The organism is Flavisolibacter ginsenosidimutans (assembly GCF_007970805.1).
In the GTDB taxonomy this organism is placed as follows: Bacteria; Bacteroidota; Bacteroidia; order Chitinophagales; family Chitinophagaceae; genus Flavisolibacter; species Flavisolibacter ginsenosidimutans.
Genome location: NZ_CP042433.1, coordinates 523,446 through 548,236 on the forward strand (window position 1 = coordinate 523,446; position 24,791 = coordinate 548,236).

Consider the following 24,791-nt stretch of genomic DNA (forward strand, 5'->3'; position numbering starts at 1 on the left):
AGTAGGTTTGACGCACTCAATTTACCTTAATCATGAGTGCCAAAAAGAAAGAAACCAATGGAGCGCTGGATGCGCCCGTGCCTACCGTATTCGACGGATTGGAAGTTCCCGCTGAGCCGTCAACCATCTTGAAAAAAACAAACGGCAAAACAAAAAAAAGACCCGTTATAGAAAGCATCGAGGATGAACTTGACGGCAAGGCATTGCTAAGGGTTTTATCGGAAGTGCGCAACGGTAATTTTTCGGTTCGCATGCCCAACGACCGTTTGGGTGTAAACGGAAAAATTTGCGATACGTTGAACGACATTATTTCGCTCAACGAAATATTGGTGCAGGAACTGGCCGAAGCCCGCAACATCATTGGCAAACAGGGCAAGCTCAATCATCGCGTGGAAATGCCGCGTATGGCCCGCGGTTCGTGGAGCAATGCGGCTGAATCTATTAATAGTCTTATTTCCGACCTTGTACATCCTACCATTGAAATTGCCCACGTAATTTCTTCGGTAGCCAAGGGAAATCTTTCGCAGGAAATGCCTTTGCAAATTGGAGATCACCGTTTGCAAGGCGAATTCTCCCGCATTGCTACGGAAGTAAACGACATGGTGAAGCAGTTGAATCTTTTCTCCATGGAAGTAACCCGTGTGGCCCGCGAGGTGGGCAGCGATGGTAAGTTGGGCGGACAAGCAAAAGTAAAAGGTGTTGCCGGTGTGTGGAAAGATTTGACAGACTCGGTGAACCTCATGGCCGGTAACCTGACAGCCCAGGTAAGAAATATTGCTGAAGTAACAACGGCCGTTGCGAAAGGTGACTTGAGTAAAAAAATTACTGTAGATGTAGAAGGAGAAATACTCGAATTGAAAAACACCATCAACACGATGGTGGACCAGTTGAACTCGTTTTCTTCCGAAGTGACCCGTGTGGCTCGTGAGGTAGGTTCGGAAGGTAAACTGGGTGGGCAGGCGGAAGTGCCGGGTGTATCGGGTACCTGGAAAGATCTTACGGACTCGGTAAACCAAATGGCTTCAAACCTGACAGGCCAGGTGCGGAACATCGCCGAAGTAACAACAGCCGTAGCTCGCGGCGATTTGTCGAGAAAAATTACTGTAGACGTAAAAGGAGAAATTCTTGAATTGAAGAATACGATCAACACGATGGTGGACCAGTTGAACTCTTTCTCCGCCGAGGTAAGCCGTGTGGCAAGAGAAGTAGGCAGTGAAGGAAAACTGGGTGGGCAGGCAACGGTAAAAGGCGTTGGTGGGGTTTGGAAAGACTTGACCGATAACGTAAACCTTTTGGCCGGTAACCTTACCGTTCAATTGCGCGACGTGTCGAAAGTGGCAACCGCCATTGCGAATGGTGACTTGACACAAAAAATTACAGTTGATGTAAAAGGAGAGATTCTCCAGATTAAGGACGTAATCAACCGGATGGTGGACCAGTTGAACTCATTTGCTTCCGAGGTGACCCGTGTGGCGCTTGAAGTAGGCACGGAAGGAAAACTCGGTGGACAAGCCAAGGTGCAGGGAGTAGGAGGTACGTGGAAAGATTTGACGGACTCCGTAAACAACATGGCCGGTAACCTGACAGCCCAGGTAAGAAATATTGCTGAAGTAACTACGGCTGTGGCCAACGGTGACCTTTCCAAAAAGATTACGGTGGACGTTGCCGGCGAAATCCTTGAACTGAAGAAGACCATCAACACGATGGTGGATCAGCTTAACTCATTTGCATCGGAAGTGACCCGCGTGGCGCTGGAGGTCGGTACCGAAGGTAAACTCGGTGGCCAGGCGAAAGTGCAAGGTGTGGGCGGTACGTGGAAAGATTTGACGGAATCGGTGAACCAGATGGGTTCAAACCTGACGGCGCAAGTACGGAACATCGCGGAAGTAACAACGGCAGTAGCCCGCGGCGATCTTTCTCGCAAGATCACGGTGGACGTGCGTGGTGAAATTTTGGAACTTAAAAACACCATCAACACGATGGTGGATCAATTGAACTCCTTCGGTTCCGAGGTGACCCGCGTTGCTCGTGAAGTGGGCTCGGAAGGACGGTTGGGCGGTCAGGCCGATGTGCCGGGTGTAGAAGGACTTTGGAAAGATTTGACGGACTCGGTAAATAAAATGGCATCGAACCTTACCTCGCAAGTAAGAAACATTGCCGAAGTAACGACGGCCGTTGCCAACGGTGACTTGTCGCGCAAAATTGAAGTGGACGTAAAAGGAGAAATTCTTGAATTGAAGAATACCATCAACACGATGGTGGATCAACTTCGTGCCTTCGCATCAGAAGTAACAAGGGTGGCCCGCGAAGTAGGTACGGAAGGTAAGTTGGGTGGCCAAGCAAACGTGCCCGGAGTAGCCGGTACATGGAAAGACTTAACAGACTCTGTGAACCAAATGGCCGGCAACTTAACGGCGCAAGTGCGGAACATCGCTGATGTGGCCATCGCCGTTGCCAACGGTGATATGAGTAGAAAGATTACGGTGGACGTTCGCGGCGAAATTTTACAGTTGAAGGAAACGCTGAACACGATGGTGGACCAGTTGCGTGCTTTCGCGTCGGAAGTTACTCGTGTGGCTCGTGAAGTGGGAACTGACGGTAAACTTGGCGGACAAGCCTTTGTACCTGGTGTTGGTGGTACTTGGAAAGACTTGACGGACTCTGTAAACCAGATGACGGGTAACCTTACGCTTCAAGTGCGAAACATTGCGGAAGTAACCAAGGCAGTGGCATCGGGTGACCTTTCGAAGAAAGTAACCATTGACGTTAAGGGTGAAATTCTTGACTTGAAAAATACCATCAACACAATGGTGGACCAGTTGAACTCCTTTGCGTTTGAGGTAACGAGGGTAGCACGTGAGGTGGGAACGGAAGGTAAATTGGGTGGACAAGCCGAAGTGCAAGGCGTGGCCGGTACATGGGAAGATTTGACCGACTCAGTGAACATGATGGCCTCAAACTTAACCAACCAGGTACGCGGTATCGCGAAGGTTGTAACAGCCGTTGCAACGGGTAACCTCAAACAAAAACTTTCGATTGTTTCTCGCGGTGAGGTGGCGCAATTAACCGACACCATCAACGAGATGATTGATACGCTGGCCGTATTTGCCGACCAGGTGACTACCGTGGCCCGTGAAGTGGGTGTGGAAGGAAGACTTGGCGGACAAGCATCGGTGCCAGGTGCATCGGGTACGTGGAAAGACTTGACCGAGAACGTAAACCAGCTCGCGGAAAACTTAACGACTCAGGTGCGTGCCATCTCGGAAGTAGCAAGCGCTGTAACCAAAGGTGACTTGACGCGAATGATTCGCGTAGATGCTCGCGGTGAGGTAGAAGAATTGAAAGATACCATCAACCAGATGATTGCGAACCTGAAGGCAACAACCTTGTTGAACCAGGAGCAAGACTGGTTGAAATCGAACCTTGCCAAGTTCACGCAGATGTTGCAAGGACAAAAAGATTTGAACACGGTAACGCGGCGCATTCTTTCAGAGCTTGCACAAGTGGCCGATGCGCAGTTGGGCATGTTCTACATCTTGGAACAAGACGAAAACGAACAGAATCAAAAGTTGAAACTGTTTTCGGCTTACGCATACAACGAAGAGCAAAACATTAAGCGTGAGTTTGCGCTTGGACAAGGATTGGTTGGACAGTGTGCCGTCGAAAAAGAAAGAATCCTGCTCACAAACGTTCCAAGCAATTATTTAAAAGTTGGTTCGGGTTTAGGACAGGCATTGCCGGTAAGCGTCGTCGTTCTCCCGGTGTTGTTTGAAAATCAAATCAAAGCCGTTATCGAACTGGCATCGTTCGGTGAGTTCAGCGAAACACATCTTGACTTCTTAAGCCAGTTAACGGAATCAATCGGTATCGTATTGAACACCATTGAAGCAAATACAAGAACGGAAGAATTGTTGGCGCAATCACAATCGCTGACGGACGAGTTGCGCATCACCAACGAAGAACTGCAGGACAAAGCCCACCTTCTTGCCAAGCAAAAACAAGAAGTGGAAGCGAAGAATAATGAGGTTGAAGAAGCACGCAAATCGTTGGAAGAAAAAGCCGAGCAATTGCAGTTGACGTCGAAATACAAATCCGAGTTCCTGGCGAACATGTCGCACGAATTGCGGACGCCGTTGAACTCTCTCCTGATTCTTGCACAGCAACTTTACGAAAACCGCGAAGGCAATCTTTCGGAAAAACAAGTGCGTTATGCCAAAACCATTCACAGTTGCGGCGACGACCTCATTCAACTGATCAACGACATTCTCGACTTGTCGAAGATTGAATCCGGTTACATCTCAACGGACTTTATCAACGTTCGTTTCAACGAGATCACGGCTTTTGTGGAAACAACCTTCAAGCACATTTCGGAAAACAAAAACCTCAGGTTCCTTATTGACGTTGACAACAAGTTGCCGGAAACGCTGGAAACCGATGTGCAGCGTTTGAACCAAATCCTGAAAAACCTTTTGTCGAACGCCTTTAAGTTTACCGAGAAAGGCGGCGTGCAATTGAGAATTTACGAAGCGAGGAAAAATTGGAAACAATCGAGCCCGAATTTGGACAAAGCAAAAAAGGTAGTTGCGTTTGAAATTAAAGACACCGGCATCGGCATATCCAAAGACAAACAAAACATCATCTTTGAAGCTTTCCAGCAAGCCGAAGGTTCTACCTCGCGCAAGTACGGTGGCACCGGCCTCGGTCTTTCCATCTCCCGCGGTTTAGCGGACTTGTTAGGTGGTTCTATTGAACTGGAAAGCGAGGCTGGACAAGGCAGTACCTTTACGCTTTATCTTCCCATTGACTACAACCCCAACATGGTGAAGAAAGAAAAGGCGAGCAGCCTGACCTTAAGCCAGTATACACTCGGCGAAATATCCGGCAGCGACGCCTCCATTCAATCCGTGCCAACCGTGAAAGTGGCTTCGGAAACAAAAGAGCTGGACGTGCTGAATGAAATCATCAACGAAATCGGCGACGACCGCAACAACATTATGCCAACAGACAAAGTGTTGCTTGTAGTAGAAGACGACGTTCGCTTTGCCAAAATCATGATTGAAAAAGCCCACGAATCAGGTTTGAAAGCCGTGGTGGCAACCGGCTTTGGCGACGTGTTTGAACTAACGAACAAATACAGTCCGATTGCCGTGACCTTAGATGTGAAATTGCCCGACGCCAGCGGCTGGCGCATTCTTGACCTGTTCAAGAACGACATCAATTTCCGCCACATTCCCGTGCACCTTATTTCCGGTGAAGAAAACCGTTTGCTCTCCATGCAGCGCGGCGCAAGAAGCTTCCAGTTAAAGCCGTTGAAGAACGAAGCACTTGACGTATTGTTTAGCGACATCGTTCGTTACAAAGACCACAAACCGAAGAATCTTTTAATTGTGGAAGACAACGAACTGGATTCTTCGCAAATCGCCAAGATCATGGAGAACGGTGGTGAGATTGACATCAAAATCGCATCGAGCGGAAAGGAAGCGCTTGATCTGATTTCAGTCAACGAATATGATTGCATCATTGTTGATTTCATGTTGCCAGACATTGGCGGACTGGAGTTTGTTACCGAGATCAACAAGGTGAAGAAATTGCAAATGACGCCGGTTCTTATTTACTCGGCAAAGGACTTTACGCCGAAAGAACGGACGCAGTTGAAGCAATACGCCAACCGCATTTTGCTGAAAGATGTGAACTCACTTGAACTCCTGCTGGAAGAGGTCGTGTTGCATTTGCATATCAATCACAAGGACCTGAAGCCCGAGAAGCAGATGATCATTGACAACCTGCGTTCACGCGAGGATGTGCTCACCGGCAAAAATATTTTGGTGGTGGACGATGATGTGCGAAACCTGTTTGCACTAACAACGGCTTTTGAACGTTATGACATCAATACCATCACGGCCGAAAGCGGACAGGAGGCCATCAACATATTGGCCGAAGACAACCGCATTGACATGGTATTGATGGACATTATGATGCCCGAAATGGACGGTTACGAAACAACCCAGAAGATCAGGCGCGAACACAAGAACAGCAGCCTGCCCATTATTGCCGTAACCGCGAAAGCCATGAAAGGCGACCGCGAAAAATGCATTGAGGCCGGCGCATCGGACTATATTACAAAGCCAGTAAAAATTGATCAGTTGTTGTCGCTAATGCGTGTGTGGCTGTACAAGTAAGTGATAAAAAGAGAAATGTGAAACCATAAAGTCTTTTCCATTGTTATTCTTTATAGTTTCACGTCTGCCTTTTAACGTTTCAGTAAAACCCATTGGAACATGAACCCCGATGACCTAACGATACAGAGCCCTATTAAAATTCTTGTGGTGGACGACCGGGAGGACAATCTCTTCTCCATCGAAACGATTTTGGAGAGAGACAATTACCGGATTGTAAAAGCTCAATCGGGTAAGGCCGCGTTAAAAATTCTCTTGAACCAGCACGACTTTACGCTCATCCTCATGGACGTGCAAATGCCCGACATGAACGGCTTTGAAACGGCCAATCTTATTTATCAACGGGAGAAACTGAAGCACATTCCCATCATCTTCATCACGGCGCACAACTACAACGACGAACACGTATTTGAAGGCTATAAAGTAGGCGCCATTGATTACATCTACAAACCCATCAATCCCGAGCTGCTGCGCTTTAAAGTGGGTGTGTTTGCGGAAATGTATCAAAAGAATCATCAACTCCTTTTGCACGAGCGAAAGTTGAAGCAGGCAAACGCCAGCCTGGAAAAGGAAGTTGAAGAAAGAAAATTGTCGGAAGAAAAAGTCCGGCTACTGAACCAGCAATTGCTGGAGAACAACAACAACTTAAAGGCAACCATTGAAGAACTGGACCGCTTTGCTTACGTGGCCTCGCACGACCTGCAGGAACCCTTGCGCAAAATTTTGGTGTTCAGCGATAAGTTGCTAAACGATCAAACCGAAAAGATGCCCGAAGAGATGGTACGCTATCTCGAAAAAATAGTGAAGGCATCGGAACGAATGCAGAAGCTGATAAATGACCTGCTCATCTTTTCAAAGCCCGCCGACAATTATGACGGTTTTGTTGAAGTGGATTTGAATAACCTGCTCGCCGAAGTGGTTTCGGACATGGAAGTGGAAATAGAAAAATGCGATGCGCAGGTAAAGGTGAACACATTGCCGAAAGTTTGGGCCATACCCAGCCAGATGCGGCAGCTTTTTCAGAATTTGATCAGCAACGGCATCAAGTTTCGCAAGCCAAACGGAATACCCGTTGTTTCTATTTACAACGAAGTCGAACAAGGTTCACTTCTTGAACAATTTGATTTGTCGCACCACCGCATTGTTGTGGAAGACAACGGCATTGGCTTTGACGACAAATATGCCGACGAAATATTTGTCGTCTTTAAGCGGCTACACAGCTACCACGAGTACGAAGGCACCGGCGTCGGTCTTTCTATCTGCAAAAAAATAATAGACCGTCACGGCGGTAAAATAACGGCGCGAAGCAAACCCGGCGAAGGATCCCGTTTTCAAATAGAGTTGCCGGCACAGCGACATCTTCAACGGTCAATAGACCGCACCGTTAAAGCCGTTTCATAACATCTGCACACCTCATTTTTCAAGCCTTTTCAAAAGGCTTTTTGCTTTTATATTTATCTGCTTTCAAGATGCAAGGGTGCCGAGCACTCAACGCAGTCAGACAAACCATAAAGGTGCGTTGAGGCAAGTTTCATGTTCCTTAACTTTAAGGACAAGACAGTTTAAAACCGGTTTATGAAACAGCGATTCCTTTTCAGGCTATCCTTTCTTTTCGTTCTTTCCGCATTAAAAAGTAACGGCCAGCAAGCAACCGTTGAAAATGCACCGGACCACAAGTGGTGGAAAGAAGCAATCGTTTACCAGGTTTATCCGCGCAGCTTTAAGGACAGCGACGGCGACGGGGTTGGCGATTTGAAAGGCATCATTTCCAAACTCGATTACATCAAAAGTCTTGGCGTGGATGCCGTGTGGTTAAATCCCATTTACAGTTCGCCAAATGATGATAACGGCTACGATGTAAGCGACTACCGGGCCATCATGAAAGAGTTTGGAACGATGGAAGATTTTGATGCGCTGCTGAAAGGGTTGCATGAAAGGGGCATCCGGCTCATTATGGATTTAGTCGTCAATCACAGCAGCGACGAGCACGAATGGTTTAAACAATCACGAAGTTCAAGAACCAGTCCTTACCGGGATTATTATCATTGGTGGAATGCCGAAAACGGCAAGCCGCCTTACCGCTACAGTTTGTTTGATGTGGCGCACGACGCCTGGCGGTACGATTCGCTGACCAACGCATATTACCTGCATTATTTTTCGCGCAAGCAACCGGATCTGAATTGGGAAAATCCAAAGCTGCGACAAGAGGTTTACGGCATCATGAAATTTTGGGCCGGCAAGGGCATTGATGGTTTTCGCCTCGATGCTTTTCAGTTTGTAGCCAAAGACACCACCTTTCCCGAATTTCCGAAGGGTTTCGAAAAGAATTTTACGCATTATTATGCCATGCAGGGAAACCTTCACGGCTATTTGCAGGAGATGAACAAAGAGGTGTTGAGCAAATACAATGTGATGAGTGTGGCCGAAGGCGCAGGAAATTCGTTTACCGATGCGCACAATTTAGTGGATGAAGACCGGCACGAATTGAACATGGCTTATGCCTTTGAAGGTGTTGACGTTGCCAAACCTGAAGGGTATAGCCTGTTGCATATGAAAGAAGTGTTCAGCCGATGGGACAGCGCCTTTGCTCAAAAAGGATGGCTTTCGATATTTCTTGCCAACCATGATCAGGCAAGGCTTGTGAGCCGCTTTGGTAATGATGCGCCGGCTTTTCGGGAAGCATCTGCGAAAATGCTGGCCACGTTTGTTCTTACCATGCGCGGCACGCCGTACTGGTACAACGGCGATGAGTTGGGAATGACCAACGCCGGGTTTACTAAAATAGACGATTACAAAGATGTGCAAACCCTGAACGAATACCGACGCATTACAAGCACAGGCGGCGATGTAACGGCTTACTTAAAACAGATTGCTTTCAGCAGCCGCGATAACAGCCGCACACCTTTTCAATGGGACAATACGGCCAATAGCGGTTTTACTTACGGAAAGCCGTGGATAAACATTCCTTCCAATTACAAAACCATCAATGCGGCTGCGCAGGAAAAAGATCCGGCATCGGTGCTGAATTATTTTCGAAAGCTTACAAAGCTTCGCAAGGAAAACCTTTCGCTTGTTTACGGAAAATATACATTGGTAGATAAAGCCAATCCCACTGTTTACGCATATCTGCGCGAAGGAGAGGGGCAACGGTTTTTGATTGTGATGAATTTTTCCGCCGGAAATGCAGGCGTTGCTGTTCCGGGAAACGCAACAAACGCTGAAGTTGTTTTATCAAACTATAGAGAAGTGGCTGCGATTGAAAAAAAGAATTCATCACTCACTTTAAAACCCTACCAGGCCGTTGTTTTCAAACTGAAGCCGTAAATCCGAAAATGCAAACGGCTATGGCTTTTCGATAAGAAGAACCCGTGCCGTAAGTCACAGGCATGTTATTGCAACATGCCTGTGATTATTTTATCTTTTTTGAACGCGTTTCGCTAATGGTTAAATGCTTGCATTGCCTGCTTCTATTGCGAAACCAATTGATCTTGATGAACGTTTTCTTTCTGACTATTCACAAATTATCAACAAAGAAAAAAAAATGTGTAAAAGCTACACTTCGTGTTAAAAAAACGGTAATTTGGATTCTCAATTCTAAAATCATTGCTGCTATGCGAAGATTCAACCTGCAAAAGCTTGCCGTTTGCGCTATGCTTTTCCTTCTCTGTTCATTTCAACAATTACTTGCACAAAACAAAACAATTTCAGGCACCGTGACCGACCAAACGGGCAAGGGTGTTCCCGGCGTAACTGTTACCGTAAAAGGCACCAAGACGGCGACACAAACCGATGCCAACGGCTCCTACCGGATTGCTGCGCCTGACAATGCCACACTGGTTTTTACATCTGTGGGATTTGAATCGCAGGAGCTGGCCGTTGCCGGCCGGACGTCGTTTGACGTTCCGATGACGGCGACCAATGCCAATCTTTCGGAAGTGGTGGTTACCGGTTACAGCACTGCACGCCGCCGAGATGTTACCGGCGCTATTTCATCGGTGCAGGCAAAAGATTTCAACAAAGGCGTAATCAGCACGCCGGAGGTATTGCTGCAAAACAAAGTTCCAGGCTTGCAAATCACGACTAACAATGGTCAGCCCGGTAGTGCCACTACTGTTAAGATTAGGGGCAACAACTCCATTCGTGCCGTAAACAATCCTTTGTATGTGATTGACGGTGTGCCGCTGGACGGACGCTCGGCACGTCCAAACTTTGGTAATGCTTTCGGCAGTACGCCTGACGCGAGCCCGTTGATTTTCTTTAACCCAAACGACATTCAACGAATTGATGTTTTAAAAGACGCTGCTTCGGCAGCTATTTATGGTTCGCGTGGTGCTAACGGCGTAATTGCCATTACTACGAAAACCGGAACGTCCGGTCCTCCGCGCCTTGAGTTTAGTACAAGTGTTGGTTGGAACGCAGGGCTTATGAAGAGATTTGCCGTGTTGAATGCTTCCCAATTCAAAAGTGCTTTAAGTAAATACAGTATTTCCGGGCAAGACTTTGGCGGAAACGTTGACGCAATGAAGGAAATTAAAAATAACCGGCTTACGCAAAATTATAATATTGCCTTTAGCGGCGGCGGCGAGAACGGACGATTCCGTGCTTCTTTCCTTGCTTCGGAAATCAATGGTTATATCAAGAACTCAACGCTTGACAAATACGTTGGAAACTTTAGCGGACAATACCAGTTCCTCGATAAAAAATTGACGCTTATTTTCCATTTAACCGCTGGACACACGACAGAAAGCCTCGTACCTGTAGCCAATACATCCGGCTCAACAGGCAATATCGTTAGCTCACTTTTGCAATGGAATCCAACGTCCGCGTTTACAAACGCTAATGGTTCGTTCTATTATCCGGCAAACGGTTCTGGCAACCCGGTGGCGCTTTTGGCTGGCTTCTCCGATATAGCTCATGTGAATTCTGTCTTGGGCAACATTTCTGCTTCTTACAAGATTCTTGATAATCTAGAATATCGTTTTGTTTATGCCGTCAATAACAGCGTTGGCGACCGTTATACAAACATCTATGGCTTCCTTCAAGGTTATTCGGGACTGTCTGGTTCCGGCGCTGCCGCTATCGGCAATGCTAAGTTAACTTCTCAGCTTTTCGACCACATCTTACAGTATAGAAAAGAGCTAACTTCAAAAATTAACTTTGATGCCTTGGCCGGTTACGAATACTGGACAACCCACTATCAGAACGGTAACGTTTCGGCTCAGGGATTTAACACAAACCTGACGGGCCTTACCGGCATACCTTATACAAGCACGCTTCAAAACGGCAATACGCAAAATCCGCCTGCCATCTTTGTTGATCCGAAAGCGGAAATACAGTCTGTATTCGGACAGGTGAATTTTAACTACGCAAGCAAATATTACCTGACCGGTACATTCCGCCGTGATGGATCGAGCCGCTTTGGTAAGAACAACAAGTATGGCAATTTCCCTTCGGTTGGTGTAAGATGGGCTATCAACAATGAAGAGTTTATGAAGAGCAGCACCTTGTTCTCCAATCTCTCGCTTAGGGCCTCTTACGGCATTACGGGTAACCAGGAGTTTCCATCGGGTGCATCACAAGAGCAGTTTGCCTTCTTCTCGTATAACAATGCAGGACAAATTAACGTAGCCAACCCCGATTTGAAATGGGAGCAAACAAAAGCTTATGATATCGGTGTTGAATTCACAACAAGAAAAGGAAGAATTAGCGGAACCTTTGATTACTATAATAAAAACACCAGCAACATTCTATTTCAAAGCACCGCTATTCAGCCCGCACCCGCATCCATTTATTTCATCAACTTACCGGCTAACCTCATAAACAAAGGTGTTGAAGCCAGTTTAACAGTTGGCGTCATTGATACCAAAAATTTGACTTGGGATATCACTGGCTTTTACGCACACAACACAAATAAGCTGACCAAGTTCACGCAAAATGGTAAGGACATTCAAATCATTACCGGTCAGATAAACGGTCAAGGCGTATCGGGCACACTGTCGCAGGTTATTACAAACAATTTTCCTGTAAACGAGTATTACCTGAAACCCTTCCAGGGATTTGATCAGAACGGCAACCAAACGTATGGAGCAAATCCTGTTTACGCAGGCAACCCCAACCCAACCAATAGCTTTGGCGTAAGCACTACGTTGAACTACAAGAAGTTTGGTTTAGTAATTAACGGTGGCGGTGAAAGTGGTTACATGATTTACAATAATACAGCAACTAGTGTAACCAATATCTCCGGTATTGCCAACGGCAGAAACATTGACTTAAACGCTTACAATTCTGCCGAGAAACCAACGAGTCCTGTAGCTGCAAATACACGCTTTCTTGAAAGCGGCAATTATTTCAAACTTAGAAACGCAACAATTTCCTACCGCGTTGGCGACCTTGGCCGCTACGTAAAAAGTCTGAACGCTTACGTGACGGGAAATAACTTGTTTGTGCTTACAAAATTCTCGGGCTTTGATCCGGAAGTAAACATTGACAAGAGCAGCAACAACTACCCATCGCGTTCGATCGAATACATTCCTTATCCAACTGCCCGTACCGTTACGGTTGGTGTTAACTTCTCCTTGCAATAAAATTGATAAAGCTATATTTATGATAAAGTCAAAAATCATTCAACTTTCTTCCATTGTACTGCTTGCAGCCGTCAGCTGTACGAAATTGGATGAAGGTCTTAACAGTACATTTACAAACGCACAAACTGCTCAGGCACTAGGTGCGCAGGGGGTAGGTTTGCTTCTCAATACGGCTTACAACGATCTTGCGGTTCCATTCACCAACCAAGACCAGCTCTTCTCACTGGAAGAAAATACTGCCGACGAATCGCTGGTTCCAACCAGGGGTGGCGACTGGGATGATAATGGCGTTTGGCGGGTATTACATGCCCATACCTGGAACGCAGATCACGGCCAGATTTTAAGCGTGTTCAATAATCTGAACAAATTGAATTTTGATGCGACCAACGTTCTTGCGTTCGCCGATCCATCAGCGCAAAAACAACAAATTGCGGAGGCGAGGTTTTTAAGAGCAATTGCGCTCTATTACCTGACTGATTTGTACGGACAATATCCCATCAGAAATCCTGGGGATAATCTCCTGAATGCACCACAGGTTAAATCCGGCGCAGCTGCGGCACAGTTTATTATTGACGAATTGAATGCAGTGATGGCTGACCTCCCTGGATTCTCTTCTGCGGGTCGCGCCTCACAGGAAGCCGCAAAGGTCTTGTTGATGAAGACGTATTTGAACAGAGGGGCCTGGGCGAACCGTGCTACTCCTACGTTTGCCGATGCGGACATGCAGCAGGTAATTACAATCGGCAACAGCGTCATCTCTGGCGGTAAGTTTAGCTACATGCCTGAGTACTTCAATAATTTTGACGTTAACAACGGATCGTCCAAAGAAAACATTCTGACGTTTGTAAACTCCTCTGGTGTAAGTGCAAACAACAGTGGGCCGCAAGCCCGCTGGTGTATGACCATGCACTATAATCAATATACACCCAAAAACCCCAACGCAGGTTGGAATGGCTTCTCCACTATCAGTGATTTTTACAACAGCTTTGGAACAACCGCAAACCCGATGGTTGGCGTAACACAATTTGTTGGCGGCAACATAAGCGGAAGGTATGCCGACACAGCCGTTGACGCAAGAATCGGAGGCAGGTATTATCCCGGTGTAACCGATGTTTCGGGCATGAAACCGGGTATGCAGATCGGCCAGCAATACAACGAAGCCGGCGTAGCCGAGAAAGACCGCAAGGGCGCCCCGCTTGCTTTCGATCCACGCATTGCATCAAACATGCAGGAAACCGGAGCCAACCTCGAGGTAACGGGTATTCGTGTCATTAAATATCCGCCCGACTTTTCCGCTTTAGACAAATACTTTCAAGGCCCCGCAGGAAATGACATTGTTATTTTCCGTTACTCGGATGTTGTGCTGATGGTAGCCGAAGCTAAATTGCGTGCGGCCAGTGTAGATAATGCCGGTGCGCTTGCGTTGGTGAATGCACTCAGGGCTGCACGTAAGGCTGCGCCATTACCTTCTCTATCGCTTGTTAATGCTTCTAATATTTACGACCCAAATACCTTGTTAACCGAAAGAGGAAGAGAGATGTACTGGGAAACCGTAAGAAGAACAGACTTGATTCGCTTTGGCGTTTTTACAAAGCCTTGGCAATACAAACCAACGGATGACCCCAAATACCTTGTATTCCCCATTCCCAGCCAGGCCTTGGCCGCCAATCCCAACCTTGTTCAGAATCCAGGCTATTAAAAAGACACACGATAATTTGAAAATAAAGGTCATTTTTAATGACCTTTATTTTTTCCACCACCGGTTCAACACTTATGAAATACGCTCTGCTTTTGGTAAGCGCTATTGGTTGCTTCTTTTTTGTTTGCTCCTGTTCGCACAAGCCTTCAGCTCCGCCCTTGTTTGAGCTCGTTGAAAATTCGGGAATCCATTTCAACAACCGCGTCGCCGATGATAAATTGGAGAACAGTTTTCTCTTCCGCAACATGTACAACGGCGGCGGCGTGGCCACAGGCGACATTAACAACGACGGACTGCCCGATGTAATGTTCACATCCAACCAGGGTGAAAACAAATTGTACCTGAACAAAGGCAATTTCCAGTTTGAAGACATTTCCGCAAAAGCCGGGTTAAAGCAAGACTCCATGTGGAGCACCGGCGTTACTATGGTGGACATCAACGCTGACGGTTGGCTTGACATGTACGTTTGCAATTCTGGTCACATGCCGAACGGCCACCGTAAGAATCAACTCTACATCAACAATCACAACAACACATTTACAGAGCAAGCTGCGAAGTACGGTTTGGACATTTCAGGCTACTGCACACAGGCTTCTTTCTTCGACTATGACATGGACGGTGACCTGGATATGTTTCTCATTAATAACAGTCCCGTGCCCATTAACACGCTGGGTTATGTTAATCGTCGGGATGTGCCGGATTCGGCTTGGCCCGTAGCGGCGTTTTTAAAAGGCGGCGGCGATCATCTTTACAAAAACAACAACGGCAAGTTTACAGAGGTTACAAAGCAAGCAGGTATTCACGGAACGTTAATGAGCTTTGGTTTGGGTGTAACCGTTGGCGATGTAAACAACGACGGTTATCCCGACGTGTACGTGGCAAATGACTCTTACGAAAGAGACTATCTCTACATCAACCAAAAGAACGGGACTTTTAAAGACGAACTGGAAGCTTGCGTAGGACAGAACAGTTTCTCGTCAATGGGTGCTGATTTGAGTGATGTGAACAACGACGGCTATCCGGATATCTTCACCACAGACATGTTGCCGGGCGATGATTACCGTTTAAAGACCCTCGGCGCTTTTGACAACATTGACCTGCACCGCCAGCGTTTGCAGAACGGATTGTACAACCAGTACATGAAAAATTGTCTGATGATAAACAACGGAAACGGTGAGTTTTTAGAAGCCGCCAACTACGGTGGCGTGGAGGCTACGGATTGGAGTTGGGGTGCTTTGTTTTTTGATGCGGACAATGATGGCCTTTCTGACATTTACGTTTGCAACGGTGTGAACCGCGACGTAACCAATCTTGATTTCATGGATTTTTTTGCCAACGATGTCATTCAAAAAATGGTGCTGTCGGGGCAGAAGCAAAGCGTTGATTCGGTACTGGCCCATATACCGGTAAATGCGGTTGCCAACTGTGCGTTTAAAAACAAAGGCAACTTACGATTCACGGATGTAGCAAAAGAATGGGGACTTGCGACGCCGTCTTTTTCAAACGGTGCGGCTTATGCCGATTTGGACGGTGATGGCGATTTGGATTTAATTGTGAACAACGAGAATCAGGAAGCTTTTGTTTACCGCAATACTGAAAACAGACAAGCGGGCAACAGCTTTATCGGCATTTCTTTAAAAGCCGCGGCACCCAACACATTTGCCGTTGGCAGCAAAATAAAAGTATATAAAGACGGCCAGGTTTTTTACCGTGAACTGTTTCCTTCAAGAGGGTTTCAATCATCAATGGATTACAAACAAATTATTGGTTTGGGAAAATTAACTGCGGTTGATTCAGTGCTCATCATCTGGCCCGACCGCACCTACACGAAGATTGATAATCCGCAGTTAAACAAGGTGCATTTCATTAACGAAGCAGACGTGAAACGATTGCCCGCTTACGGGAACGGAACGCAAGCCGCATCTTTGTTTCAACCGGTCGGTGCCTCCTTTGAGCGGCACAAAGAAGACGATTATACAGATTTTTATTTTGAGCGCAACTTGCCCGAAATGCTTTCACGCGAAGGACCGCACATTGCCAAAGGCGACGTGAACGGCGACGGATTGGAGGATATTTACATCGGCGGCGCAAAAGATCAACCGGGGCAGCTTTATTTGCAAACGATTGATGGAAAATTTATCAAAAAAGAAGAAGCTGTGTTTAAACAGTTTCAGAGCTTTGAAGACGTAGCGGTATTGTTTTTTGATGCCGACGGCGACGGCGATCTGGACTTGTTCATCGGCGCTGGCGGCAACAACGTTCCGCCGGGAGAAAGAGAAATTCAACACCGCTTGTACAAGAACGACGGCAAGGGAAATTTCTCGGTTGATGTTTCTGCCTTTCCTTTAAACAACATGAATATCTCTGTGGCCGCTGCGTACGATTACGATGGCGACGGCGACCTTGATTTGTTTGTCGGCAGCAGAAGCGTGCCGCGCATATATGGTCAAACGCCGCAAAGCTATTTATATCAAAACGACGGACAGGGGCATTTCAAAGACGTGACACCAGCGGCCATTGCCAATATTGGAATGATTACCAGTGCAACGTGGGCCGATGTAAACGGCGACGGTAAAAATGAATTAATCATAGCCGGCGAATGGATGGCGCCGAAAATTTTTTCGTACCGGAACGGAAACTTTGAAGAACTAAAAAACACGGGTTTGGAAAACCTTTACGGCTGGTGGCAATCGCTTGCTGTTGCTGATGTGAACGGCGACGGAAAAGAGGATCTCATTCTCGGCAACATCGGGGAGAATTTTTATTTGCGGCCGACTGAAAAAACACCTGTAAAACTTTGGGTAAAAGACTTCGACGGCAACGGAACGCCGGACCAATTTCTTACCCGCACCGTGGACGGCAAAGACATGCCGGTGTTTTTAAAACGCGAAATCACCGAGCAGTTTCCCGCATTGAAAAAGGACAATCTTAAACATGCCGACTACGCGAAAAAATCCATCCAGGATTTATTTGGCGAGAAAGTGTTAAAGGATGCCGCTGTCCTTCCTTTCAATTACTGTTCGTCAATCATTGCTATCAACAAAGGCAATGGACAGTTTGAAGCACAACCGCTGCCTTTGTATGTACAGTTGTCAAGCGTGAATGCCATTTGCGTAACCGACGTAAACGGCGATGGCAAGGTTGATCTTTTGCTGGGGGGCAATCTGTTTACTTTTCCGCCACAATTTGGAAGGCTTGATGCGAGTTACGGGCACCTGTTGCTGAATAACGGCAAAGGAAGTTTTAATTATGTTGAAACAAGATCTTCCGGCATCAACGTTAAAGGCGAAATAAAAGACATCAAAGAAATAAGCAGCAAAAACGGCCGGTATTATCTTTTTACCCAGAACGATTCGCTCCCAGTTTTGTACCGTTTGCGCCATTAAAATCCTGTCCAAAAACTTATGTTGCCGAACAGTGTGAAAATGCGTTTTGTTAAAGAGGGAAACTGGATTTTTTTTCTCCTTGCATCAACCGTCATGCTTTCTTCATGCAAAAGCAACAATGATGACAAGCCTTCTCTTTTCACGCTTCAAAAAAACACCGGCATCAGTTTTCGCAACGACGTAAAAGATTCCAAAGACGACAACAGCTTTCTCTTTCGCAATTTTTATAACGGCGGCGGGGTAGCCACAGGCGACATCAACAACGACGGCCTGCCCGATGTTTTCTTTACGTCCAATCAGGGCGAGAACAAACTTTATTTAAACAAGGGGGCCTTTCAATTTGAAGACATCTCGGTCAAGGCAGGATTAAAGCAAGACGGGCTTTGGAACACCGGCGTCACTTTCGTTGACGTCAACGCTGACGGTTGGCTTGACATTTACGTTTGCAGTTCAGGCCACATGAAAGACGGCCACCGCAAAAACAAACTTTACATCAATCAACACAACAACACATTCACAGAAGAAGGCGCGAAGTACGGTTTGGATGTTTCGGGTTATTGCACGCAAGCCGTTTTTTTTGACTACGATAACGACGGCGATCTTGATTGTTTCATCATCAACAACAGCCCCATTCCGTTTAGCTCACTTAATTATGCCGACATGCGCGACGTGGATATTTCCAAATGGCAGATTGCGGAAAATTTAAAAGGAGGCGGTAATCATCTTTACCGGAACGACGGCCCATCCCGACCTTCCCGGTGGGAAGGCCACCAACCGCACAATACCTCAATTGTCGGAGAGTCTGATAACCGAGTTGCGTCGTCGAAAAGCAGGCCTTCGCAGCTTGGCGAAGCCCCTCCACCGGAGGGGTTTGGGGAGGCCGTTCATTTTACCGAAGTCACCGCACAAGCGGGTTTGCACACAGGCTTAATTTCTTTCGGACTTGGGGTAACCGTTGGCGATGTGAACGACGACGGCTACCCCGATATTTATGTGGGCAACGATTTTATTGAGAAGGATTACCTCTACATCAACCAAAAAAACGGAACCTTTAAAGACGAATTGGAAAGCTGTGTACAAAAAATAAGTATGTCAAGCATGAGTGCCGATTTGGGTGACATCAACAACGACGGCAGTCCGGATATTTTTACAACGGACATGATTCCCGATGATGATTATCGTTTGAAAACCACCGGCACTTTTGATAACATTGATCTTTACTTAAGCAAGCAGAAAGCAGGCTTGTATCATCAATACGTGCGAAATTGTTTGCAGGTGAACAACGGTAACAATACATTCTCCGAGATTGCAAACTACGCAGGTGTTTACGGAACTGACTGGAGTTGGGGCGCTGTCTTTTTGGATGCGGATAACGATGGCCTCAACGATATTTTTGTTTGCAACGGCATTGCCAAAGATTTGGGCAACCTTGACTTCCTTGATTTTTTTTCCAACGATGTTTACACCAAAATGGTTTCAACCGGCCAGCGAATGGAAATGGACGAATTGCTTAAACACATTCCGGTTACGCCTTTGCCCAACCGCGTGTTTCGCAACAAAGGCAATCTTGGTTTTGAGGATGCAGGCAAGGCCTGGGGCTTTGCGCAACCATCTTTTTCAAACAGCGTAGCTTATGCTGATTTAGACGGTGATGGCGATTTGGATTTAATTGTGAACAACGAGAATCAGGAAGCTTTTGTTTACCGCAACAACGAAAGCGAAAGAGGAGGAAACCATTTTTTGGCCTTGCAACTGAAAGGGAAAAGTGCTAACCCTTTTGCCATTGGTGCAACAATTAAGGCTTACAAAGGCGGTCAAATTTTTTACCGCGAAGTGTCGCCGGTTCGCGGCTTTCAGTCTTCGATGGATTACAAACAAATCATTGGGTTGGGGAAAGAATCGTCGGTTGATTCGGTAGTTGTTCTTTGGCCTGATAAAACAAAATCTGTTTACACAAATTTGCAAACAGACAAAACACATGTCTTGCAAGAAAGCAACGACAACGAAAAAAGTTTTTTACCTTCTCCGAATGCGGTCACGCTTTTCGAGTTGCTGCCACAGTTATTCGACAAACACAAAGAGGATGATTATGTGGATTTTTATTACGAACGCAACCTGCCCGAGATGTTGTCGCGGGAAGGGCCGCACATTGCCAGAGGCGACGTGAACGGCGACGGATTGGAGGATGTTTATATTGGCGGCGCGAAAGACCAGCCCGGCCAGCTTTATTTGCAAACGATTGATGGAAAATTCATCAAAAAAGAAGAACCCATCTTTAACGAGTACAAAGATTTTGAAGACGTAGCCGTATTGTTTTTTGATGCCGACGGCGACGGCGATCTGGACTTGTTTATCGGCGCTGGCGGCAACAACGTTCCACGCGGCACTCGCGCCATTGAACATCGTCTTTACATCAACGACGGCAAGGGAAATTTTACCATCAACACAAAAGCATTTCCTGCCAACGAAGCAAATATTTCTGTCGCTACAGCTTATGACTACGATGGCGACGGCGACCTTGATTTGTTTGTCGGAGGAAGAAGCGTGCCTTTTTCTTATGGCGTTGCACCGCGCAGTTATCTTTATCAGAACGATGGTCACGGAAATTTTTCCGACGTTACAACCAGCATAGCACCGGAGTTGCTAAACATTGGAATGATTACCAGCGCAACGTGGGCGAATGTAAACGGAGACAATAAAAAAGAATTGATTGTAGCGGGTGAGTGGATGGCGCCGAAAATATTTTCTTTCAGGAACGGGAAATTTGTAGAGCTAAAAAATACGGGTTTGGAAAACCTTTACGGCTGGTGGCAAAGCCTTTCCGTAGCTGATTTAAAGAATGATGGTCATGACGATTTAATTCTCGGCAACATCGGTGAGAATTTTTATTTGCGGCCAACTGAAAAAACACCTGTAAAGCTTTGGGTGAAAGACTTCGACGGCAACGGAACGCCGGACCAATTTCTCACGCAAACCATCAACGGTAAGGACATGCCGGTGTTTTTAAAGCGAGACATTACCGAGCAATTTCCTTTCTTAAAAAAGGACAATTTGAAGAACAGCGATTATGCCACAAAAACAATACAAGATTTGTTTGGCGAAAAGGCCTTAAAAGACGCAAGCGTGTTAACCTTCAATTACTGCGCTTCGGTTGTGGCCATCAACAAAGGCAACAGCAGTTTTGACGTGCAGCCGCTTCCGGTAAGAGCGCAATTGTCGAGCGTGGATGCCGTTTGCTCAATAGATGTAAACAATGACGGTAAAATAGATTTAATCACGGGCGGCAACCTGTTTACTTTCCCGCCGCAGTTTGGAAGACTTGATGCCAGTTACGGCGATGTGTTTGTTAACAACGGTAAAGGTGGATTTACCTGGGTGCCGAACATGAAATCCGGTATTGATCTGCGTGGTGAAGTAAAAGATATCAAAGCGATTGAAGGCAAGAAAGGCAAATGCCTTCTCATCACACAAAATAATGAAACACCGCTTCTGTACCGCCTGAAATAAAACCATGAAAGCAAAAAGCATCATTATATTTTTCACTTGCTTCATTGCCCTGCTGCTAAACGGTTGCAAAGACAAAAAGAAAATTGAACGGCCTTTGTTTGAAACGCTTGACAGCGGTCGCACAGGTCTCAACTTTAGCAACAACCTTACTTATACTCCGCAGTTCAATCTTTTCAAGTACATGTATTTCTACAACGGCAGTGGCATTGGCGCCGGTGATTTCAACAACGACGGAAAGATTGATTTGTTCTTCGCATCCAACCAAGGACAAAACAAATTTTACCTGAACGAAGGCGGATTAAAGTTTAAAGACGTTACTGCGGAAGCTTCAATTCCAAATGATGGTGGTTGGTCAACCGGTGTATCGGTAGTGGACATCAACAACGACGGCTTGCTTGATATTTACGTTTGCCGCGTTGGTCAGTATGAAACACTGCACAGTAAAAATCAGTTTCTCATCAATCAGGGGGTTGACAAAAACGGGGTACCGCATTTTAAGGATGAAGCTGCGCAAATGGGGCTGGATTTTTCCGGCTTTAGCACCCAAGCCGCTTTTTTTGATTACGATAACGACGGGGATTTAGACATGTTCTTGTTGAATCATTCCGTTCATCAAAACAACAATTTTCGTCCGCGGGCTGTGTTTGCCGGAACGTATGATTCATTGTCAGGCGACAGAATTTACCGAAACGATAACGGACGCTTCACCGATGTAACAAAACAAACCGGCATAAACAGCACGGCCATTAGTTACGGTTTAGGCATTTGCGTTGCAGACATAAATCTTGACGGCTATCCCGACGTCTACATCGGCAACGACTTTCACGAAAACGATTATCTCTACATCAATCAAAAGAACGGAACCTTTAAAGAAGAAGGCGAGAACTGCTTTATGCACACGAGTCAATATTCAATGGGCGTGGATGTAGCGGACATCAACAACGATGCGTATCCCGAAATCGTTTCGATGGATATGCTGCCATCTGATCCTTACATTTTAAAACGTTCGCTGGGCGAGGACAGCTACGATTTGTTTCACGAGAAAATCGGTATGGGTTATTCTTACCAGTTTACGCGAAACAACTTGCAGTACAATCGCCGCAACGGTTTGTTCAGTGAGATAGGCCTGTACAGCGGCATTGCAGCTACGGATTGGAGTTGGGCGCCGCTCTGGATGGATTTCGACAACGACGGTTACAAGGACTTATTTATCTCCAACGGCATTCCCAAACGCATGAACGACATTGATTACGTGAACTTCATTTCCAACGGCGAAGTGCAACAAAAGATTACCGACAACGATGTACAGGGAAAAGATTTGTCGCTCATCAATAAATTCCCGGAGATAAAAATTCCCAATAAATTTTACCGCAACAAGGGCAACCTTTCTTTTAGTGATGAAGAAGATTTAGTTGAAGGCAATGCGCCGACTTTTTCAAACGGGGCCGTGTACGCCGATTTGGACGGCGACGGCGACCTTGACATTGTGGTGAACAACATTGACAACCCGGTGCTGGTCTATGAAAACAAAGGTGCTGATTCGGCAAAGAATGCTTTCGTTGAATTGCATTTGCAAGGCCCCGTTGAAAACAAAAACGCCATTGGCGCTAAGGCCGTTTTGTTCAGTAGCAATGAAATCAGAACCTATGAAAATTATCCCGTGAAGGGATTCTTATCAAGCATGCAAATACCGCTGCACATTGGTTTGAAAAACACAAAAGTTGATTCGTTGTTGCTGATATGGCCTGACAGAACTTTTCAACGGGTATCACTTTCAAACAACACAACGCAAACGATAACGTATAAAAAAGGCTTGCCCGTTTTCGATTTTTCCATTCTTGCAAATCATCAAACCAATAAAACTTTTGCAGCCGAGGACATTACTGCGCAAACGGGTTTGAATTATTTGCACCAGGAAAACCATTTTGTGGAGTTCGATCGTGAGCCGCTCATTCCGCACGAAGTATCAACCGAAGGTCCGGCTCTTGCTGTTGCGGACATTAACAGAGATGGTTTGGATGATGTGTTTGTTGGTGCTGCAAGAGACCACAAAAGCGCCGTGTTTATTCAGCAAACAGGAGGGAAGTTTATAAAAACATCACAACCCGCTTTGGATGCCGACAGTATTTATGAAAGTACCGGTGCTTGTTGGGCCGACGTAAACAACGATGGTAACGTTGATTTGATTGTTGCCAGCGGCGGTAACGAATTTTATGGCCCCGATTACCACAATTCTCCGCGTGTTTATTTAAACGACGGCACAGGCACGCTTGCAAAAGTGCAGAACGCGTTCAACAATATTTTTCTTACGGCTTCTTGTGTGGTGCCCTACGATTTTAACGGCGACGGTTACGTGGATTTGTTTTTGGGTGGCCGTGCGGTGCCGTGGGCTTACGGACAAATACCGCAGTCTTATCTTTTGCTGAACAACAAAAACGGAACCTTCAGCGATGCAACAACTAAGTATGCAAAGGATTTGTCGCAAGCAGGCATGGTAACCAACGCTATTTGGTTTGACATTGATGGCGACGGCGACAAAGACTTGTTGCTTTCGTTGGAATGGGACGGCATTGTTGCCTTCATCAACACCGGCGGAAGCTTTACTAAAAAAGTATTGAGCGATAAAAAAGGCTGGTGGAATTTTCTCTTGCCCTGCGACGTGGACGGTGACGGCAAGATGGATTTAATTGCCGGCAACCTGGGATTGAACAGCCGTTTAAAAGCATCACCAAAAGAACCCGTGCGGCTTTATTACAATGACTTTGACGGCAACGGAAAGAAAGAACAAGTGTTGACGTATTACCTGAACGAAAAAGAAATTCCCTTCGCTACCAAGGCAGAATTAGAAAAGCAAATGCCCATCATTAAAAAGAAATTTTTATACGCCGATGACCTTGCCAAAGCCTCGCTGAACGATTTGTTTGGCAAAGACAAATTAGAGAGTGCTGATGTGCTCATTGCCGATTGTTTTGCCAGCGCCGTCTTGCTGAACAAGGGCAATCTTCAATTTGAAACGAAGGCATTGCCGGCTGAAGCGCAATTTACAACGTACAAGGATGCCGTTGCGGTGGACGCAAACGGTGACAACAAACCCGATATTTTATTGGCGGGGAATTATTACGATAGCAATATTGAAATGGGACGCTACGATGCCGATTTTGGAACCTTGCTCATAAACGACGGCGGCGGCAATTTTCATTGCAGCACGTTGAACGGTCTTGCTGTAAAAGGCCAGGTACGGCATGTGCAGCCAATCACTATCAATAAACAGAAAGCTTTCTTACTGGCAAGAAACAGCGACAGTTTAAAAGTGATAAAGCTTTACGGTACAAATGTCTCTCATTAAGAAAATTGTTTTCTGCAAAAACAGAATAAAAAAACCCGTTCAGCAATGAACGGGTCTTTTTATTCGGATGCAATCTTGTTTTCCAGATTGGAA

General features: G+C 46.2%; 8 protein-coding genes. All 8 read left to right on the plus strand.

Annotation, left to right across the window (positions count from 1 at the left end; translation table 11 throughout):
• The first annotated feature begins 32 nt into the window (after nucleotides 1-32).
• The 8 genes from FSB75_RS02075 (at nucleotide 33) to FSB75_RS02110 (ending at nucleotide 24,698) form a co-directional block, all read left to right on the plus strand.
• Nucleotides 33-6,179 (plus strand): HAMP domain-containing protein, encoded by a 6,147-nt coding sequence (locus FSB75_RS02075; RefSeq protein WP_146782012.1) that lies wholly within the window; start codon nucleotides 33-35, stop codon nucleotides 6,177-6,179.
• Nucleotides 6,180-6,278: 99 nt separating this feature from the next.
• A complete protein-coding gene (locus FSB75_RS02080; protein WP_146782015.1) occupies nucleotides 6,279-7,577 on the plus strand; it encodes a sensor histidine kinase in 1,299 nt (432 codons plus the stop codon).
• 174 nt (nucleotides 7,578-7,751) lie between these two features.
• Nucleotides 7,752-9,500 (plus strand): glycoside hydrolase family 13 protein, encoded by a 1,749-nt coding sequence (locus tag FSB75_RS02085; protein ID WP_146782018.1) that lies wholly within the window; start codon nucleotides 7,752-7,754, stop codon nucleotides 9,498-9,500.
• A 287-nt stretch (nucleotides 9,501-9,787) separates the two neighbouring features.
• A complete protein-coding gene (locus FSB75_RS02090; RefSeq protein WP_172623043.1) occupies nucleotides 9,788-12,760 on the plus strand; it encodes a SusC/RagA family TonB-linked outer membrane protein in 2,973 nt (990 codons plus the stop codon).
• A 19-nt stretch (nucleotides 12,761-12,779) separates the two neighbouring features.
• On the plus strand, nucleotides 12,780-14,459 hold the full coding sequence (locus FSB75_RS02095; protein WP_146782025.1) for a RagB/SusD family nutrient uptake outer membrane protein: 1,680 nt from the start codon (nucleotides 12,780-12,782) through the stop codon (nucleotides 14,457-14,459).
• A gap of 74 nt (nucleotides 14,460-14,533) precedes the next feature.
• The gene (locus FSB75_RS02100) at nucleotides 14,534-17,845 is read left to right on the plus strand and encodes a VCBS repeat-containing protein (RefSeq protein WP_227990745.1); all 3,312 of its coding nucleotides are present in this window, start codon (nucleotides 14,534-14,536) and stop codon (nucleotides 17,843-17,845) included.
• A 39-nt stretch (nucleotides 17,846-17,884) separates the two neighbouring features.
• Nucleotides 17,885-21,352 (plus strand): VCBS repeat-containing protein, encoded by a 3,468-nt coding sequence (locus tag FSB75_RS02105; RefSeq protein ID WP_227990746.1) that lies wholly within the window; start codon nucleotides 17,885-17,887, stop codon nucleotides 21,350-21,352.
• A 4-nt stretch (nucleotides 21,353-21,356) separates the two neighbouring features.
• Nucleotides 21,357-24,698, plus strand: coding sequence for a VCBS repeat-containing protein (locus FSB75_RS02110; RefSeq protein WP_146782031.1), 3,342 nt, complete (start codon nucleotides 21,357-21,359; stop codon nucleotides 24,696-24,698).
• Nucleotides 24,699-24,791 lie beyond the last annotated feature (93 nt).

What these genes read in the sequence shown, in the direction of transcription:
- FSB75_RS02080 (WP_146782015.1), top strand. Translation starts at nt 6,279, where the DNA reads ATGAACCCCGATGACCTAACGATACAGAGCCCTATTAAAATTCTTGTG.
- FSB75_RS02085 (WP_146782018.1), top strand. Translation starts at nt 7,752, where the DNA reads ATGAAACAGCGATTCCTTTTCAGGCTATCCTTTCTTTTCGTTCTTTCC.
- FSB75_RS02100 (WP_227990745.1), top strand. Translation starts at nt 14,534, where the DNA reads ATGAAATACGCTCTGCTTTTGGTAAGCGCTATTGGTTGCTTCTTTTTT.
- FSB75_RS02110 (WP_146782031.1), top strand. Translation starts at nt 21,357, where the DNA reads ATGAAAGCAAAAAGCATCATTATATTTTTCACTTGCTTCATTGCCCTG.
- FSB75_RS02090 (WP_172623043.1), top strand. Translation starts at nt 9,788, where the DNA reads ATGCGAAGATTCAACCTGCAAAAGCTTGCCGTTTGCGCTATGCTTTTC.
- FSB75_RS02095 (WP_146782025.1), top strand. Translation starts at nt 12,780, where the DNA reads ATGATAAAGTCAAAAATCATTCAACTTTCTTCCATTGTACTGCTTGCA.
- FSB75_RS02105 (WP_227990746.1), top strand. Translation starts at nt 17,885, where the DNA reads ATGCGTTTTGTTAAAGAGGGAAACTGGATTTTTTTTCTCCTTGCATCA.
- FSB75_RS02075 (WP_146782012.1), top strand. Translation starts at nt 33, where the DNA reads ATGAGTGCCAAAAAGAAAGAAACCAATGGAGCGCTGGATGCGCCCGTG.